The 17,896-nt window shown below is 37.0% G+C and carries 17 protein-coding genes and 1 tRNA gene; 12 read left to right on the top strand and 6 right to left on the bottom strand.

The annotated features are described in order from the left end of the window. Nucleotides 1–247: 247 nt before the first annotated feature. The 3 genes from A9996_RS06490 to A9996_RS20820 all read right to left on the bottom strand — a co-directional run bounded on the left by A9996_RS06490 (nt 248) and on the right by A9996_RS20820 (nt 4,007). Nucleotides 248–1,159 (bottom strand): metal ABC transporter solute-binding protein, Zn/Mn family, encoded by a 912-nt coding sequence (locus A9996_RS06490; RefSeq protein WP_066432423.1) that lies wholly within the window; start codon nt 1,157–1,159, stop codon nt 248–250. A gap of 71 nt (nt 1,160–1,230) precedes the next feature. Then, nucleotides 1,231–1,701, bottom strand: coding sequence for a thioredoxin family protein (locus A9996_RS06485; RefSeq protein WP_066432421.1), 471 nt, complete (start codon nt 1,699–1,701; stop codon nt 1,231–1,233). 11 nt (nt 1,702–1,712) lie between these two features. Next, a complete protein-coding gene (locus A9996_RS20820) occupies nt 1,713–4,007 on the bottom strand; it encodes a TonB-dependent receptor (protein WP_066432419.1) in 2,295 nt (764 codons plus the stop codon). 99 nt (nt 4,008–4,106) lie between these two features. On the opposite strand from A9996_RS20820, the gene A9996_RS06475 reads away from it, so the two are divergent. Then, nucleotides 4,107–4,763, top strand: coding sequence for a metal-dependent transcriptional regulator (locus tag A9996_RS06475; RefSeq protein WP_066432417.1), 657 nt, complete (start codon nt 4,107–4,109; stop codon nt 4,761–4,763). Nucleotides 4,764–5,143: 380 nt separating this feature from the next. On the opposite strand, the gene feoB is transcribed toward A9996_RS06475, so the two are convergent. The 3 genes from feoB to A9996_RS06460 all read right to left on the bottom strand — a co-directional run bounded on the left by feoB (nt 5,144) and on the right by A9996_RS06460 (nt 8,293). Continuing rightward, nucleotides 5,144–7,243, bottom strand: a complete 2,100-nt coding sequence (gene feoB / locus A9996_RS06470; RefSeq protein ID WP_066432415.1) for a ferrous iron transport protein B — start codon at nt 7,241–7,243, stop codon at nt 5,144–5,146. Further along, entirely contained in the window at nt 7,244–7,471 is a 228-nt protein-coding gene (locus A9996_RS06465) for a FeoA family protein (RefSeq protein WP_066432413.1), read from the bottom strand. A gap of 156 nt (nt 7,472–7,627) precedes the next feature. Then, nucleotides 7,628–8,293: an SCO family protein gene (locus tag A9996_RS06460; RefSeq protein WP_066432478.1), complete on the bottom strand. Its 666-nt coding sequence runs from the start codon at nt 8,291–8,293 to the stop codon at nt 7,628–7,630. 94 nt (nt 8,294–8,387) lie between these two features. Here A9996_RS06460 and A9996_RS06455 point away from each other — a divergent pair, with 94 nt between their 5' ends. From A9996_RS06455 to A9996_RS06405, 11 genes are all read left to right on the top strand, one after another. Further along, entirely contained in the window at nt 8,388–10,319 is a 1,932-nt protein-coding gene (locus tag A9996_RS06455; RefSeq protein ID WP_066432412.1) for a M1 family metallopeptidase, read from the top strand. Nucleotides 10,320–10,398: 79 nt separating this feature from the next. Further along, the gene (gene rseP, locus A9996_RS06450) at nt 10,399–11,739 is read left to right on the top strand and encodes an RIP metalloprotease RseP (RefSeq protein WP_066432411.1); all 1,341 of its coding nucleotides are present in this window, start codon (nt 10,399–10,401) and stop codon (nt 11,737–11,739) included. Nucleotides 11,740–11,812: 73 nt separating this feature from the next. Continuing rightward, a tRNA-Asn gene (locus A9996_RS06445) sits at nt 11,813–11,886 on the top strand. A 114-nt stretch (nt 11,887–12,000) separates the two neighbouring features. Continuing rightward, complete coding sequence (locus A9996_RS06440; RefSeq protein ID WP_066432408.1) at nt 12,001–12,684, top strand: G protein-coupled receptor family protein; 684 nt, start codon at nt 12,001–12,003, stop codon at nt 12,682–12,684. 156 nt (nt 12,685–12,840) lie between these two features. Then, nucleotides 12,841–13,137, top strand: a complete 297-nt coding sequence (locus A9996_RS06435; RefSeq protein ID WP_066432406.1) for a helix-turn-helix transcriptional regulator — start codon at nt 12,841–12,843, stop codon at nt 13,135–13,137. Beyond that, nucleotides 13,137–14,333 (top strand): primase-helicase family protein, encoded by a 1,197-nt coding sequence (locus tag A9996_RS06430; RefSeq protein WP_066432405.1) that lies wholly within the window; start codon nt 13,137–13,139, stop codon nt 14,331–14,333. Before A9996_RS06435 ends, A9996_RS06430 begins: the two co-directional genes overlap by 1 nt. A gap of 255 nt (nt 14,334–14,588) precedes the next feature. After that, nucleotides 14,589–15,452 carry a toprim domain-containing protein gene (locus A9996_RS06425; RefSeq protein WP_066432400.1) on the top strand — a complete coding sequence of 288 codons (864 nt, stop codon included), beginning with the start codon at nt 14,589–14,591 and terminating at the stop codon, nt 15,450–15,452. After that, the gene (gene mbpA, locus A9996_RS20465; RefSeq protein WP_245905301.1) at nt 15,439–15,951 is read left to right on the top strand and encodes a mobilization protein MbpA; all 513 of its coding nucleotides are present in this window, start codon (nt 15,439–15,441) and stop codon (nt 15,949–15,951) included. Before A9996_RS06425 ends, mbpA begins: the two co-directional genes overlap by 14 nt. Beyond that, on the top strand, nt 15,948–16,805 hold the full coding sequence (locus A9996_RS06415; protein ID WP_066432398.1) for a relaxase/mobilization nuclease domain-containing protein: 858 nt from the start codon (nt 15,948–15,950) through the stop codon (nt 16,803–16,805). Before mbpA ends, A9996_RS06415 begins: the two co-directional genes overlap by 4 nt. 11 nt (nt 16,806–16,816) lie before the next feature. Next, complete coding sequence (locus A9996_RS06410) at nt 16,817–17,131, top strand: DUF6730 family protein (protein ID WP_066432396.1); 315 nt, start codon at nt 16,817–16,819, stop codon at nt 17,129–17,131. A gap of 301 nt (nt 17,132–17,432) precedes the next feature. Further along, the gene (locus A9996_RS06405) at nt 17,433–17,870 is read left to right on the top strand and encodes a hypothetical protein (protein ID WP_066432395.1); all 438 of its coding nucleotides are present in this window, start codon (nt 17,433–17,435) and stop codon (nt 17,868–17,870) included. Nucleotides 17,871–17,896 lie beyond the last annotated feature (26 nt).

Below are 17,896 nucleotides of genomic sequence, written 5' to 3'. Positions count from 1 at the left end.
CACAGATTCACTAGTTCCCTGAAAATATGGGCGTAATTGGTATTAAAATTTTCACGACTGCTAGAGACTTTTCGTCACTTGAGCTTTACCGATAGCACAGGTTTTAGCCCTGATAGGAGCGGCATCCTTTTTTGATTTTTCTTCAAAAAAGATATAGCGGATAGCAGGAATAGCTTCAAATAATTAATTGTATTATTTTTGTTAAACCTCCTAGGTTACTGCCCACTATGACTTGACACTGCCATCTTTATTTAAGCGCACTCACAATGGTGTTGACATTATACCGAAACATGCCTATATAAGTGCCTTCAGGAGTACCGGCATTTCCTAAAGCATCAGAATATAAAGTGCCTCCAATTTCTACATTGTGATTTTTGGAGTTCACCGCAGCCTGAAGTGCTTCAATGGTACGTTTTGGTACTGAGCTTTCAACAAAAACGGCTTTTACTTTTTTATCGATAATAAAAGTAGCCAAATTTTGAACATCTTGTACACCAGCTTCTGTGGCAGTTGACAATCCTTGTAAACCTACCACTTCAAATCCGTAGGCCTGTCCAAAATAATTAAAGGCATCATGTGCAGTGACCAATATTCTTTTCTCTTCTGGAAGTGTGCTGATGATAGATTTGATATCTGCGTCCAACGATTTTAATTCCTCAAGATAAGTTTTGCCGTTCTCTTCAAATAGGGCTTTGTTTTCTGGATTTGCTTCAGATAGTTTTTGAACTACAAAATTGGTAATCAATTCCCAATTGTTGACATCAAACCAAATATGTGGATCATAATTAGACGCAAAATATTCAGAGCCAATCAATGTTTTGGTGTCCAATGCGTCAGAAACAGCTATAGTTTTAATATGTTGGCTTTCCATTTTTTGAAAAACTTCTACAAGTTTTCCTTCCAAATGCAGGCCTCCATAAAAAATCAAATCGGCATTTGCCAATTTAGAGACATCACCTTCACTGGCTTTATATAAATGCGGATCTACACCACTTCCCATCAACCCTTGAATATTCAATTTATCACCACCAATATGTGTTACCAAATCTGTAATCATGGTGGTTGTGGTAACGATATTGAGGTTGCCGTTGCTAGGTTCAGAATCTTTGCAAGCAGAAATGAATACAAAAGTTAATAGAATGAAAACTATTTTTTTCATAAGTCTAAATATAAGTTACGAAAGTACTAAAAAATTGAGGATGGCCCACTGATAATTAACGATTTCTAAGATCAATAGGTGATGATCTCCAAAAATTGATCGGTATTTAAATATTGAAAGTAGCGTGCTGTTGGTTTAAAATTCTCATCTAAAAAAACGAGCGCAGGTAAAGAAAATGGTTTATTTTTCTGGCTTGCCATTAGTAGGGCAATTTCGTGGATAGGATTACGTCTGTTAATGCGTTTATTGACGAAAATTTGCTTCCCAAACTGAATGGTGTCTGTAGTTTCAACATTCATTTGGACTGCATAATAATTTTTGTTGAGTACTTCAATGACCTTTGAATCCGTAAAAACTTCTCGTTGCATTTTTAAACAGGGAGCACACCAATCGGCATAAAAATCAATAAATACTTTTTTTGGATGGTTTTGAAGAGCAACTGACAGTTGTTCAAAAGTTAACCATTGTACCGACTTTTCCTGTTGTGAAAAAGCGGTCATGACCCATGTAAAGACAAAAATAGTAACACAAATTCTCCACATGTCATTCAAATTTAAAGCGATTTTATTTTGAGACCAACAAACACGGATCGTGGTGCTCTAGGTCCATATACATAATTGCTATCCCTGTTTTTTCCAATATCAAAATCGTCTTGGTAACTGTTGGTTATGTTTTTGATCCCTCCAAAAACTTCTAAATTGGTGCTTACTCTTGTAATATCGAAATTGTAACCTGCTCTTAAACTCAATTCGGTAAAAGATGGGGTTTTGTAATATTCATCAACATTTTGACCGGTATCCTCTCCAGCAAAATGAGCAATGTCCATTTGCCCGGTGTAAACAAAGTTGGCACTCAAATTGAATTTTTTAGTCGGTGTGTAGGTCAATGTTGCATAGCCATAATCATCTGGGGTACGCAAAAATTCGCGCTTTGATTCTAATCCTATAATATTTTCAACAGCTTCGTCAAATAAACTTGACTGTAATGTGAAACCAGCTTCTACTTCAAACACATAATCAAAATTTGCACGTGCTTCCAAAGTAAAACCTTTTACAGTGGCGTCGCTACCATTCCGTTTTTCAAAGCGTTGTCCAAAGGCATCCTCACCCATTGGGGCTTGATAAAAAGCATCTCTAAGCTGGGTGTAGAAGCCTTCCAAAGTAAAGCCGGCAATGAAGTGCTCAGTTGCATTATCATAATTGATGGAAGCCGTGTAGCTATTGGAGCGTTCCTCAAATAAGTCGTCGGCAAGTGTAATTCTTGAAACCCCACCACCAGCAAAGGTAATATGCAAATCTGTATCAAAAGCTTGTGGCGCTCTAAACCCGGTGCCCCAACCTAAACGGAATTGGGCGTTTTTTTTTAATTTATACAATAGTGATAACCTTGGACTTAAAATAGCATGGTCCACAAGGTTATGTTTGTCAATTCTGAATCCGGAAAGAAAGTTCAATGCTTCTGAAATGTCCCAATCATTTTGAACAAATACTCCAAGATTGCGCGTGGTTTGATTGATCAAATAATTATAGGCGGTGATCTCATCAAAAACAGCGTCATAAACAAATTCCGTACCAGCTGTGAGAACCGTTTTTCCTACTATAAAATCGTCTATTTTTTGGTTGATTTGCGCACCGCCCTGATGGGTTGTAACTTCAGAGGTGCCGTAAGGAGGATCAGCAAAAAAGGCTTGTTGATCAAAACTGTCATCAGGAATAATACCTGTATAATGGTCCCGATCTGTACGTTGGCCGCCATAGTAAAGAATTAATGCGCTTTTATCATCATTAAAATTAATTTGATAATCTAAACTTGCCATGAGCACATGATGGTATCGTTCTTCAGATTGTTGGGCCAAATACGCTGGTTTGTCTACAATCTCGCCGCCATAACGATATTCAAAAAGACTGCTCAAGCTCAATTCCAACTTCGAATTCTCGGTAGGCAAATAAAAGGCGTTCACCCCGAAAGAATTGTCCTTTAATTCTGGCAGTTCTGAAAAATTATCGCCGTTGGCATCATAGGCAGTCCGCTTGCGATTGCTTACAAAGAAATTAGCACCTGAGTTATAATCCTTGCTGACTACAGTAGCGTTACCGTTGGTGATATTTTGGGTAGCGTCTCCATCAATGGATTCAAAAGTATAGCCTACACTGTAATTGTTTTGCTTAGGAATTTTTGTAATTACATTAACAGTTCCGCCGATAGCACTTGAGCCATATAGTGCAGAAACACCACCACGAACCACTTCAATACGCTCAATCATGTTCACCGGAATTTGTTCCAAACCATAAAGGCCTGTCAACGGACTAAAAATTGGACGTCCATTAACAAGAATTTGAGAATAGCCACCTTGAAGTCCGTTCATTCTGATTTGTGTATAATTGCAGGTTTGGCAATTAGTTTCCACCCGCAAACCAGGTTGGAAGCGCAAACCATCAGAGAGGTCTGTTGCAACAACTTGTTCAAGAGTTTGACTGTTGATCAGGTTTACAATCACAGGAGAATCCGTTTTGCGCTTTTCAGTTCGTGTTCCTGTTATGACAATTTCGTCAAGAGCTTCATTATCAAGATTAAAGTGTAAGGTTTTGTTTTTATCAGTGATTGTAAATTTCTGCTGTTGTGTTCTATAGCCTGCAAAGGAAGCGATTATGGTGTACGTTCCTGGTTCAATCTTGGTGAGTTTATAATTACCATTGCTGTCAGTCATGATGCCTTTTGAACTACTTTCGAGATAGACATTTGCAAAGGGAAGTGATTTTTTTTCAGAAGTCACCTGACCACTCACCTCGTAAGTTTGTTGCCCCTGAGCTACAAAAGAAATTAAAAGAAGAGTAGTTATTAGTTTCAATTGAAATAATTTTTATACAAATATAAATATATATTTAGATAAGTCTAAAAATATATTTAATTTGTTTATATCGTTATATTTGTTTTAGATTGCAAAACCATGATCACACTAACAGAAGAAAATTACATAAAGGCCATTTTTCACTTGGGAAAACAAGGATCAGAGACGGTCAATACCAATGCATTGGCCGAGGCTATGAGCACCAAAGCCTCATCTGCAACTGATATGATAAAGAAACTGGCAGAAAAAAACTATGCCAACTACAAAAAGTATCAAGGGGTCAGTTTAACCGAGGATGGAAAGCGTGTGGCCGTTAATATTATTAGAAAGCACCGTTTATGGGAAGTCTTTTTGGTTGAGAAACTGAACTTTACTTGGGATCAGGTTCATGATGTAGCCGAGCAATTGGAGCACATCAAGTCTCAAAAACTCATCGATGAATTGGATGCGTTTTTGGGCTTTCCAACACATGACCCTCACGGCGATCCCATTCCGGACAAATCTGGTAAGTTCATTCACATTGAAAAATTAAGTTTGGCCAGTGCAAAAGTAGGTATCGTGTATATGTGCGTTGGTGTTAATGACAGTTCGGTTGATTTTCTAAAATATTTAGATAACAATGCGATTTCTTTAGGAACAAGGATGGAAATTGTGCATAAGGAGCCTTTTGACCATTCCATTAAAATTAGATTAAATGGAAGAGAGCTGATGGTCTCTCAAACTGTAGGTAAAAATTTGTTTTTGAAAGAGGTTTAAGGGTTCAACGCTTAAAGTTCAAAAAATGAACCGGTATTGGTGGAAATTCCTGGAGCCTCTCATGGTATAGAAAAGAAACTTAACAATTACATTAGTAAGGTAGCGCATATTTTGGCTAGGTTTGAAAAGGATAGGAAATGTCAGATAGCGATAGAAATTTTAATTTGTTCAAAAAGCGCTAATGGCACTTATCACAATCATGAGCATCACTAAAGGCCTTTTTTGTTTTCGGTTTTTTCCAAGAGAATTTCTTGATCATGAAACTTACTGCAAGTCCGAGCGCTATAAAAACTAGTATGGTTTGAATTATCTCATTCATTTCTTCTCTATTTTAATCATTCAATTTCAGCCCTAATGATCGGTCGCCAGTCACTCTTATACTACTTCAAAAGCTGGAAGGCAATCAATGCTATAAGATACGCAAAACCACTCATAATAACAAGCTGTAGTATCGGCCATTTCCATGAATTTGTTTCCCGTTGTACAATGGCTAGCGTACTCATGCACTGCATGGCAAAGGCGTAAAATAGCAACAAAGAAATTCCTGAGGCAAATGTAAACAAAGGTCCGCCCAAAATAGGATTTACCTCTCCGGCCATTCGGTTTTTAATGGTTTCTTCATCATCACTACCAACACTGTAAATTGTTGCCAAGGTGCCTACAAATACTTCGCGGGCAGCAAAAGAGCTCACAAGGGCGATGCCAATTTTCCAATCGTACCCCAAAGGTCTGATAGCTGGTTCAATGGCGCGACCCGTAATGCCAAGAAAGGAGTGCTCTAATTTATAGGAAGCGACATGTTCATTTACCTCATCTTCGGTTAGGTTTTGGTTGGCGTATTCAGTACTGATAATTTCCTCCGCTTTGTTAAAATCATCTCCCGGACCATAAGATGCCAAGAACCATAGGATAATGGAAATTGCCAAAATGATCTTTCCGGCACCAAAAACGAAAGCTTTTGTTTTTTCAATAACGGTCAGCACGACATTTTTGAACAATGGCAGCTTATAATTTGGCATTTCTACCACAAAAAAGGTTTTGCTTTTGATTTTGAGGATTTTGTTTAAGATCATGGCTGATACTAAAGCGGCTCCAAAACCAATTAAATACAAGAGCATCAGGGTCATGGCCTGATAGCCTAATCCTAAAAACCGACCCTCAGGAATGACCAACGAAATAATAATCAGATACACAGGCAAGCGTGCGGAACACGTGGTAAAGGGCGTGACAAGAATGGTAATTAGGCGCTCTTTCCAGTTTTCAATATTTCGGGTAGCCATAATAGCGGGAATGGCACAAGCCGTCCCAGAAATTAGGGGTACAATACTTTTTCCGCTCAGTCCAAACCGTCGCATGCCTCTGTCCATTAAAAAAACGACGCGGCTCATATACCCGCTTTCCTCTAGTACTGAAATAAAAAGGAACAAAAATGCGATTTGTGGTATAAAAATAACAATCCCACCCAATCCTGGAATAATCCCTTCAGCTAATAAACTGGTAAAAGCGCCTTCAGGAAGTCCGTTCTTGGTCCATTCACTCAATGATACGAATGAAGAATCAATGAAATCCATTGGCACGCTCGACCAATCATAAATGGCTTGAAAAATGGTCAATAAAATGACAAAGAAAATAACATAGCCCCAAACTTTGTGTGTTAAAATACGGTCCAATTTAATCCGTAGGTCCTTGGCCGTATTTAAATCTATGGTTTGCCCTTTTTTAAGCGTGTTGTTTATAAATTGATACCGCTTAATGGTTTCCTTTTGCTGTAGGCGTTTTAAATCGGCTTTGGTTTTGGTCTTAAAATTGGCAACGGCATCAATTTCATTTCTATCGGTCTTTCCAAAATTGACATCTTGGGTAATAACCAACCAAAGTTTGTACAGCAATTGGTTAGGAAACGCTTTTCGTAAATTGTCAAAATATTCCCTATCAATTTCAGACGCATTCATACAAGGCGTTGTGGATAAGTCTTTATAATTGGAAATCAGTTCTTTTAATTCAACAATTCCATTTTTTTTACGGGTGCTTACGAGTGCAATTTTAGTGTTTAGCTGTTCTTCCAAATGAGGAATATCTAAAGAAATACCCTTGTAGCGCATCCTGTCAGCCATGTTGATGACCAAAATAGCCGGAATCTCTAAATCTTTAATTTGTGTAAAAAGGAGTAGATTACGTTTCAGGTTTTCTACATCACTCACCACAACGGCCACATCTGGAAAATCCTTATCGTTTTTATTAAGCAATAATTCTATGACCACATTTTCATCTAAAGAAGAGGCATTCAAACTATAAGTTCCGGGCAAATCAATTATATGAGCCTTTACACCACGAGGAAGTTTACAGATGCCTTCTTTTTTTTCAACGGTAATACCCGGGTAGTTTCCTACCTTTTGGTTCAATCCGGTGAGTGCATTAAAAACTGAAGTTTTACCTGTATTGGGATTTCCTATTAAGGCAACATTGATTTGTTTACTCATTTATAAGATCTCTATAAAAATATGAAGTGCAGTTTCCTTTCTGATGGCCAAGTGGGTGCCATTGATGTTGAGATACATCGGATCAGAAAAATGTGCTACTTGCACTAGCTCCACATAATTGCCCGGTAAACAGCCCATTTCTAAAAGTTTTAACGGGATATAAATAGACGATACGTCAGTAATAATACCGCGTTGCCCTCGTTTTAAATGTGCGACTGTAAGTTGCAAGCTTATTTAGATTGATTTTAAAGAAGCAAAAGTAAGGGAAATATATTTCAGGTTCAAAGTTTAGGGTTCAAACTTTGCTTTTTAAGCAATATCAGGATTTATTGCTGTAAGTTTCTATTGTTTAATAGCTATTTGACTTCAATTTCAGATGGCGATTTAATCTTTTTTCAACACCTTTATGTCTTTCAATAATTGCTCAATATCTTCAGGTTTGGTGCCGTCATAATACCCTCTAATTTGGCGCTTCTTGTCAATTAGCATAAAATTTTCAGTATGGATCATGTCATATTCGTCTCCGTTACCGTCTGTTTTGACAGCTAAATAGCTTTTTCTGGCCAACTCATAAATTTGTTTTTTATCGCCAGTGACCAGATTCCACTTGGTGTCATTCACACCTTTTTCAATAGCATAACGCTTCAATTGCGCCACATCGTCAATACCGGGGGTCACGGAATGGGAGAGGAGCATGAGCTCATCATCATTCATGATTTCTTTTTGAATTTGCACCATATGGTCTGTCATGATAGGGCAAATGGTTTGACAGGTCGTAAAGAAAAAATCGGCCACGTAAATCTTATCTTGATAATCTTTTTGTGTAATGGTTTCGCCGTTTTGGTTGATCAAACTAAAATCGGCAATCTTATGATACTTACTTTTATACTGCACGGTGCTGTCCACCATTTCAAAATTCACCATAGAGGGTTGGTATATGGGCAGTACTTTTTCAGGTTTCAGAATGCTATAAATAATGGTAATAATAATAGCGGATAGGATGAGTAGAACGATTCCGAAATACTTATATTCCTTAAAAAATGAGAGCATTTTTAATGATTTTGAGGATCTTTGTGCGATTTGTTTGCAAAAATACGATAGATAAGCGTCAAAAAAGGTATTTTTAATCCTAAAATTGCGTTCTATGAAAAACATTGTATTTCTACTTACGTTGTTTGTTTTTTCTTTCTTACATGCCCAAGATGAGCAACTGAATACCCTCAAAGAAGCAGAACTGAAATCAGGTGTAAAGCGCATGGCGTTCCGTACTAATGTCAATACCGGTAATTATGATGTGAAATACCATCGTCTTGAATTGGAAGTAGACCCATCAGTAGCGCGAATAAATGGCGCAGTGACTACCTATTTTGAAGCGAAATCACCCTTGAGTCAAATTACTTTCGATTTAGCAAAAAACATGAGTGTGTCACAAGTTTTACAACGTGGCACTCCTTTAGTGTTTACACATAACAATACAGATGAACTAGTGATTACGCTAGCTCAAGAACAACCTTCGGGGGTTTTGGATTCCTTAACCATAAGGTACTCAGGAAATCCTGTTAGTTCCGGTTTTGGATCTTTCGAGGTGAATAAACACAATGGAAAACCAGTATTATGGACACTTTCTGAACCCTATGGTGCCAAAGGATGGTGGCCGTGTAAACAAGATCTCATTGATAAAATTGATAGTATTGATGTATTTATTACAGCACCATTAATAAATCCTGATGGCGATTTGTATGTAGCCGTTTCTAACGGATTGGAGCAATCCCAAGCTGTGAATGGCGCCAATAAAACAACCCATTTTAAACATAGGTACCCCATTCCAGCATATTTGGTCGCCATTGCGGTTACCAATTATGCAGTATATTCCGATACCGTACCCAATAATGGCAAGCCTTTTGAAATTGTCAATTATGTGTATCCAGAAAATTTGGCTGTTATACAAGCAGCTACACCAGTAACGGTTGATGTTATGAATCTTTACAGCAACCTATTTGGAGAGTATCCGTTTGCTGATGAAAAGTATGGCCATGCACAATTTGGTTGGAATGGCGGCATGGAACATACCACGGTGTCTTTTATGGGAAGCTTTGGCCGGAACTTAATTGCACACGAACTGGCCCATCAATGGTTTGGAAATAAAGTGACGTGCGGCAGTTGGAAGGATATTTGGCTCAATGAAGGTTTTGCAACGTATCTGTCAGGACTGGTTGTAGAAAACTTAGATGGGAATACGCCATTTAAAACCTGGAAGCAACAGACAATTAATTCGATAACTTCGGCTAATGGCGGTTCTGTTTATATAAAAGATGCAGATACGCTGAGTGTGAATCGTGTTTTTAATAACCGCTTGTCTTATAACAAAGGGGCAATGGTTTTGCATATGTTGAGAAAAAAATTAGGAAATACCGTGTTCTTTGATGGTTTGAAGTCCTATCTAAATGATCCTGAACATGCTTATGGCTATGCCAAAACAGAAGATTTTAGGGCGATTATGGAATCTGTGAGCAACCAAGATTTAACTGAGTTTTTTGAAGATTGGGTGTATGGCGAAGGATATCCAAGTTTTGACTTACAATGGTACCAACCCAATCCAAAAGAAATAAAATTCATTTTGAAACAAACCCAGAGTCATCCTGCAGTGTCATTTTTTGAGACGCTATTGCCTGTAAGGCTTATTGGTACTATAGGAGAAACTATGGATGTGGTTTTAGATCATACCGTCAATCAGGAAAATTTCATAAAGTCAGTAAATTTTACAGTTGCTGAGGTGGTGATAAATCCTGAATTTGATATCGTGTCAAAGAACAATGTGGTGGTCTTGAGTGCAGATGAACCCAATTTGGATGCTGAAGTATTGATGTATCCCAACCCAGCTTCACATAGCATTACCATAAGAAAACCAGACCAGATTACTGTTGATGGCATAAACATATATAATACGCTTGGTCAGCTTATCTATACTTCTGGTTGGACTACATCTATTGATGTGTCTTCATTTTCTTCCGGTCTGTTTTTTATAGAACTCCAAACCAATAAGGGCCGCCTTAATAAATCGCTGTTAAAAAACTAGCGAATAGAATCGTATTAGTTTTCTAAATGAGGTTAAAACGTTACTTTTGTGCCTTATAATTTTTTTTGAAAAGAGATCAATGGAGTTTGTAATTAAAATTTCTCAATTTTTATTGAGTTTGTCCCTACTAATCGTGCTGCACGAACTAGGGCACTTTATACCGGCAAGGTTATTTAAAACACGTGTTGAAAAATTCTATTTATTTTTTGATATCAAGTATAGCTTATTTAAGAAAAAAATTGGCGATACCGTCTATGGTATTGGGTGGTTGCCTCTTGGTGGCTACGTGAAAATAGCAGGAATGATTGATGAAAGCATGGACAAGGAGCAAATGGCTCTGCCACCGCAGCCATGGGAGTTTCGTGCCAAACCTACATGGCAACGTTTGATTATTATGTTGGGTGGGGTTACGGTTAATTTTATTTTGGCCCTAGTCATTTATATTATTATGGCATTTGCATATGGGGATACAGATATTTCAGCAGAAAGTATAAAAGATGGTTATTTAATTGACAACCCATTGTTAACCGATTTAGGGTTCCAAACGGGGGATGACATCGTAAAGGTTGGAAATGCCAATGTTGTCAACTATTCTGATGTGAGGACGAATATCATAGGGGCTGAAACGGTGACGATTAATCGCGATGGGGTTGAACAAACAATAACCTTACCTGAAGATTTTTTAGGGCAATTGTCTACAAGTAAAGACAGAACACTTTTCGATATAAGAACGCCATTTATAGTCAGTGCAGTAAGTGATAGTTCATTAAATAAATCGGCAGATTTAAAAAAAGGAGATCTTTTAAAATCCATTAACGGCAAATCCATAGAATATTTTGACCAAGCTGAAGGAGTTCTAGAATCATTTAAAGGACAAACCGTTGCAACTGAAATTGTAAGAGATGGTGAAATCAAAATTATTAATCTACAAGTTGATGATAGGGGCAAATTAGGTGTTGAACTTGGTGGGTCATATAAAGATATTGCAGAGTTAGGTTATTTTGACATTATAACAAAAAAGTATACACTTAGTGAAAGCTTTGGTGTTGGTTATGAAAGGTTCACTAGTCAAATAACGGGTTATTTTACACAGTTAAAATTAATTTTTAGTCCGAGTACGGGCGCCTATAAAGGTGTTGGTGGTTTTAAGGCCATATTTGATGTCTTCCCAAGTAATTGGAGCTGGGAATATTTCTGGGGCATTACAGCATTTTTATCAATCATGTTGGGCGTGCTAAATTTATTGCCAATACCAGCGTTAGACGGCGGCCATGTGATGTTCTTATTGTACGAAATGATATCGGGACGCAAGCCTTCAGAAAAGTTTTTGGAAGGTGCACAATTGGTTGGATTCGTGATTCTCATTATGTTAGTGTTGTTCGCCAATGGGAATGATATTTTTAAAGCAATAACGGATTAAAAATAGTTGAAAATAGTTTTGTTCAAGATAAAAAATAGAATATATTTGCATCCTCAAAAAAGGCATTATACCTTCCTCCTTAGCTCAGTTGGTTAGAGCATCTGACTGTTAATCAGAGGGTCCTTGGTTCGAGCCCAAGAGGAGGAGCACAGTGAGACAAAGCCATTCAAGAAATTGAGTGGCTTTTGTTTTTTACATCAGTACAACATCTGTACAACAATTCATCTTTCTTTTCCTTTCATTTATTCTTATCTTTAAGATATGGAACGCTTAGCTGAAATATTTGCGAGTTGGCTATATCAAAGTAGAAGAGAGTTGAAACTATTATGGTTGAAGCATACCGCTTTGACCACCAACAGACTTTCTTTCTTAGTAGTCGTAATTTTCGGGATAGTACCGCTGACCCTTTATTATTTAATTTCAGGTACTAGTTATTCCGTTACTCAAATCGTAGCAACCTATATATTTGTTACGTTATTGTTCAGTTTGTCCTTATTGCTGGTGATTACATGGTTCAAGTCCGAAGAACTATTCAAGAATAATGTTCAGGGTTTTTCTTTCTTGCTGTTGTCGTCGTCCAGAATCGATACCGTCTTTTTCGGTTTTGATAGTAAAGATGTAGAAAATCTTCTTAGGCTGATTAATGGGTTGCCCAAACAGCAAAAGATCGTAATTAGGGAAACCCCTAAAAACAAACAAACAGGAAATATCCGATTCCTATTTACCTTATTGGATTTGATTGTTCGTGGAGGAATATTTAGGATGGATACAAAACCCAAAGAATCATTAAATATGCTTATATCGGAACGGTTTACGTTTCAGAATTCCGAAATCAATTCAGGAACACTTCCTTCAAGTTATTCTAAATGGTGTTCATCGACTCACGACGGTACTTATGACGACGTGCGAAAAGATGTCTTAAAAGCTCTTGGTATTTCCAAATAATTCTTCAAAGTCAATATTTATAAAGAAAATTTAGGGCAATCCTAAAGCAATCGTCATTGCTCTATTGTTTCTGTTGTATGTAACGTCATATGTTTGTCACGTTCAATAAAAGTAAAAGGCCTTTTACTCATTACTAATTCTTAAAATATAAAGATTATGAATGAGCAAGAAAATGTTGTGGAATTACTTCAGGATATCAGAGGCCTGCTGTCCCTCACCAAAAAAGTATTTAACATCGACGACCTTGTCAAATACACAGGCTTATCCAAAAGCAAGATTTACAAACTCTCCCAATTAAAACTGATACCTACAGGAAACAACAGGCATATCCGTCAACTGTTCTTCAACAAAGAAGAAATCGATGCTTGGCTTCTGGGAGAACCTAATGTATCTGATGAATTTTTAGAGCGACAATTCAATGAACAGTTGCTGATGAATAAAAAATCTGGATAATGAAAGACGCAATTTACATTCGGGTGGGTACCTCTTATTATAAATTGGTCCAAGTTCCAACTATTGCTGGACAATTCAACGAAATCATTGTGCTATGGACATTGGAAACGATACGCAATGATCATGGCAGGAGTTTTATTGGATCAATCAAAAGATTTGATGGCTTTACCTGTCTCCCAAGCCATGTCGACTTTAAAAGAGATTGCCATGGTTTCTATAATACCTATGCGCCATTACCTCATAAACTTAAAGAAGGCGACTTTCCATCCACTTCACAACTATTGGAACATATTTTCGGTGAGCAGCTTAATTTAGGTATGGATTATTTACAGCTACTGTATTTAAAACCAATCCAGATATTGCCAATTCTGTGTTTGGTGTCCAAGGAACGATCTACAGGAAAGACTACTTTTCTTAAATGGTTAAAAATGGTTTTCGACAATAATTTAACTTATCTGACCAATGATAGTTTCAGTAGCCAATTTAATGCAGATTGGGCCAACAAGCTTTTGATCTGTATCGACGAGGTTCTGTTCAACAAAGAAGAATTGACCGAACGGATCAAATACTTAAGTACGACCAATTTCAATAAACTTGAAGCCAAGGGCAAAGATAAAAGAGAGGTGGAATTCTTTGGAAAGTTCATTCTTTGTAGTAACAATGAGGACAACTTTATAAAAATTGATACTAACGAAACACGTTTTTGGGTTTTGAAGATTCCTTCCCTGAAAAAGGAGGAAACACGATTTCTGGAATATTTGGAAGCAGAAGTGCCGGCATTCCTCTATCACTTACAACACCGAAAACTGAAAAGCCTCCAAAGTACCCGAATGTGGTTCTCGCCATCCCAAATCAGAACACAAGCCTTGGAGAACTTGATGCAGAACAATCGAAACCGCGTAGAAAAAGAACTTGCGAGTGTCATTCTCAGTGCCATGGAAACCTTGGACTTGGAGGAGGTTCAAATATGTCCCCTAGATGCACTTCACTTATTAAATCGAACTCGGATCAAAACGGATCTTACCCAACTGCGGCATATATTTAAAAAGGACTGGAAGCTTCGAAATCAGGATAACTCTATGATGTATAGTAAATTGATGATTTGGCAAGAAGGCGGAATGGGGCTGACTGATGCGAAGGGAAGGTACTATTCCATAAAAAGAGATTTTCTGATGGAACATTTCGGGGAAGAATAACCAAACGATGAAACGATGATAAAGCGATGACACAGAAACCTAATGTTTACAGGGAGTACGACCAATTCTCATCATTCGGTAAAAAAAAATCGCTGATGAAAAGAAAAAACAACTTACAACTCATACTTTTTTTGATGAAATGATGACAGATAGCGTTAAGACCAATGAGAATAAGGATTTGAACCGTCATCGTTTTGTCATCATTCTGTCATCAAAATAAAAACGATGACAAAAATTCGGATAAAATAATAGGATATGAAAGTAGAAAGAACAATCAGGCTGTCGTGCGAAAGAGCCAAAGCTTTTCCCATCGAAAAAGCGCTGGCAACACTCGGGCACTTTCCAACTAAAACAGCGGAAAAAGAAGCTTGGTTTATGAGTCCTTTCAGGTCAGAAACCCAAGCCTCTTTTAAAGTCTCTAAAAACAAAAACCGATGGTATGACCATGGCGAAGGTGTTGGAGGTAATGTAATCGATTTGGTCTGTAGGATTTTAAATTGCCATGTAAAGGAAGCATTGATCTATTTGGAAACAGAAAGTGACTGTTTTTCTTTTCATCAGCAGCGACTTTTCAGTAAAAATGAAACAGGAATAATCATTACCAAAATTAAAAACATCATCCATCCCGCATTGGTTCAATACCTAAACTTTAGAGAGATTCCATTACAGATTGCCAATTCTTATTGTAGCGAAGTTTGGTACACTTTTAAGGATAAACAATTTTTCGCTGTTGGTTTGCAGAATAACAGAAACGGTTGGGAATTGCGCAACAAGATTTTCAAGAATAGTAGCAGTCCGAAATCGTATACGCAAATTCAAAGGAATTGTAGCCAATTAATAATTCTCGAAGGCATGTTTGATTTGTTGTCCTTGGCGGTCTTAAACGAAACGTTATTGAAAAATTCAGATGTCTTGATTTTAAATTCCATTTCATTTATAAAAAATATTGAATTACTTATTTCGAATTATCAATTGGTACATCTCTATTTAGACCAAGATTCAGCTGGTCAAAATGCAACACTGTATCTGACAAAAAAATTTAGTCATGTCATGGATGAAAGTGGTAGCTATAAAAACCATAAAGACTTAAACGATTATTTGTGCGATGAAAGAAAATGAAAATTTTAAGGCAGAGGTTAATCCGAAGCAGTATCTAAAGATTTCTACTGAATTACTGATTAATTCCGATAGTCTGGAATTGGATTTGGAAACAGATTCAACTGGAACGAAAATTATTCTGGGTAGGAATTCAAGATGTGTGTCTGTGGACACATTCTTGTTTGCTCCCGAAGGTCGCAAAGAAAAAAAAGGAGTGTTTAAGGGGAAAAGTGATCTGGTTAAGTTTAGATGTTCCATCTATGAAAAGAAGCTTTTGAACATTAAAGCATCACGCTGTGGATTGAGTCTAAGCGCATACATAAGACGTAGCGTATTTGAAAAGGAAATCACGGAACGTTTTACGGAAGAGCATATTCAACTTTACAAAATGCTGATCAAATACCATAACAATTTTAAGGCGATCGGCAACATGTACCGAAAACGAGATCCTAAACTGACCGAGGCTGTTTACGACATTGCCAATGAAATCAAGTCGCATCTTAAAAATTTTCAATCATGATAGGAAAGGGCAAAAGTATATCACATACAAAGGTGTCGATGTCCTATGGTTGGGATCAAGAAAAAGATGCTGAAATTGTGCTGAAGGAATTTTTGCATGGGGATTCCCCTGCTGAAATCACCCAAGAATTTAAAATGCTCCAGGACCAGAATTTCAATTGTACCAAAAACACCTTGTCATTTATTATAAGCCCAACGATAGAGGACGGCAAGCGGTTGGACAAAAGCAAACTGGAAGAAATATCAAAACGCTTCATCCATGAAATGAAATTGGGCGCACGTCAGGCCGTTGCCTTTGTCCATAAGGACAAAGAACATAAGCACATCCATTTATATGTCAATCGGATTGATTTTAAGGGCGTGGCCTATAATGACAGTTTTATAGGAAAGCGGAGCCAGTTGGCTGCAGAAAGAGTAGCAGAACAAATGGGACTGACCACTGTTAAACAAGTTCAGTTTGAAAAGGAATTCAATCTGAAGGAAATACGAATCGAAATCAAGCGTAGGCATGACCTGACCATGAATCAATTTAAGCCAAAATCATTTGAGGACTATATAAAATACATGGAGACCAATGGTGTTAAAGTGATTCCTGCAATAAATAATCAGAATAATTTGCAAGGGTTTCGGTTTCAATTTGATGGACATAATTTAAAGGGCAGTGAAGTGCACCGTAGCATGTCGATAGGAAATATAGGCAAACAAATGAGTAGTCTTGAAGGGGCAAAGATTCTAAAGAATAATACGGTGGGCGTAACGCTTGCAGGTAAAACAGTAGGTCTGGCGCCACAATTAGCCTTAAAGCTGACCAAGTTCATTATCAAAAAAACAATACAACATGGACTCTCTTATTAAACACATGGATCATGACAAAACTTGAAGAACTCACTGCATTATTGGTCAATGAGATCAATGACTTTAAAAGTGCCGTAGAAAAACTGGAGAAGATTAATGCCCATTTAGCGGATACGAAAATCAAGATGGATTTAACCGAATATAAAGCTAGCATCGAAACCCATCAGCAACAAATGAAATGCTGTATAAAAAATATTGAGAGTTTTGAAAGTCGGTTTGAGAGCAAGATAAAGCAGGCAAAGATTTATCCCAATTGGGCTGTAATAGTTTTTATTGTGAGTTTGATTTTTGGGTTTGTATGTGTGTTACTATTTTTATTGAGATAAAAAGCATGATTTAAATAATAATCGCTATTTAAATTATGTCATCGATTTCAAATTAATCAATAAAGTAATCTTTACGCAAATAATAGTAATTATTGGCAAAATTTACACTTGTTTAAAAATTAATGTAATTATTACTTTTATTGTATTTCTGAAAAGGTTGTTTACGAAAAAGTATTTCAATTATAGCTTATATTTTATTTTATGGGGTTTAAATTATAATTTACTTCCTTTTGGAATCGGTACAGACGAAATTCAATAAAAAGTTTTCTTTTGGTCTTTAAATTATTTATTTTCGTGGACTATGCAAAAACACAACAACATAAAAGCACTTTTCTTTTTAGGTATATTCAGCCTATTGCTTTTGCATCAGGTAATGCCTCATTTACATCATTTACACGAAATTGAGCACTCGCATAAAGCTGTCGCCAATAGCGACAGTCACAGCCAACATCACGATGTTCCAGAGAAAGAAAATTCTAAAAAAGGGCTTTTTGATTTATTTTTGGAGGTTCACGTTCATTCTGTTGTTTCTAATGAAATATTAGCAGCTCACGAAAGTAGTGTCAAGCAATTAAAGGTTAAAAAAGACGTAAAAACGCCCGTTTTTCTTAATCGTTATAGCATTTGTATAAACTATGATGATGAAGATTCTGAAAAAGTAGCGGTTTATAATTCACCCAATAATTATTTCAATTCTTATCTCTCAGACCTCGATTCGCGAGGCCCACCTACCTGTTAAATTTTCTTTAGTTTAATAAATTGTTA

It is taken from the genome of Gelidibacter algens (assembly GCF_001678675.1).
Taxonomy (GTDB): Bacteria; Bacteroidota; Bacteroidia; order Flavobacteriales; family Flavobacteriaceae; genus Gelidibacter; species Gelidibacter algens.
Note: the sequence above shows the minus strand (reverse complement) of the source record. Positions and strands in the feature narration are given on the sequence as shown.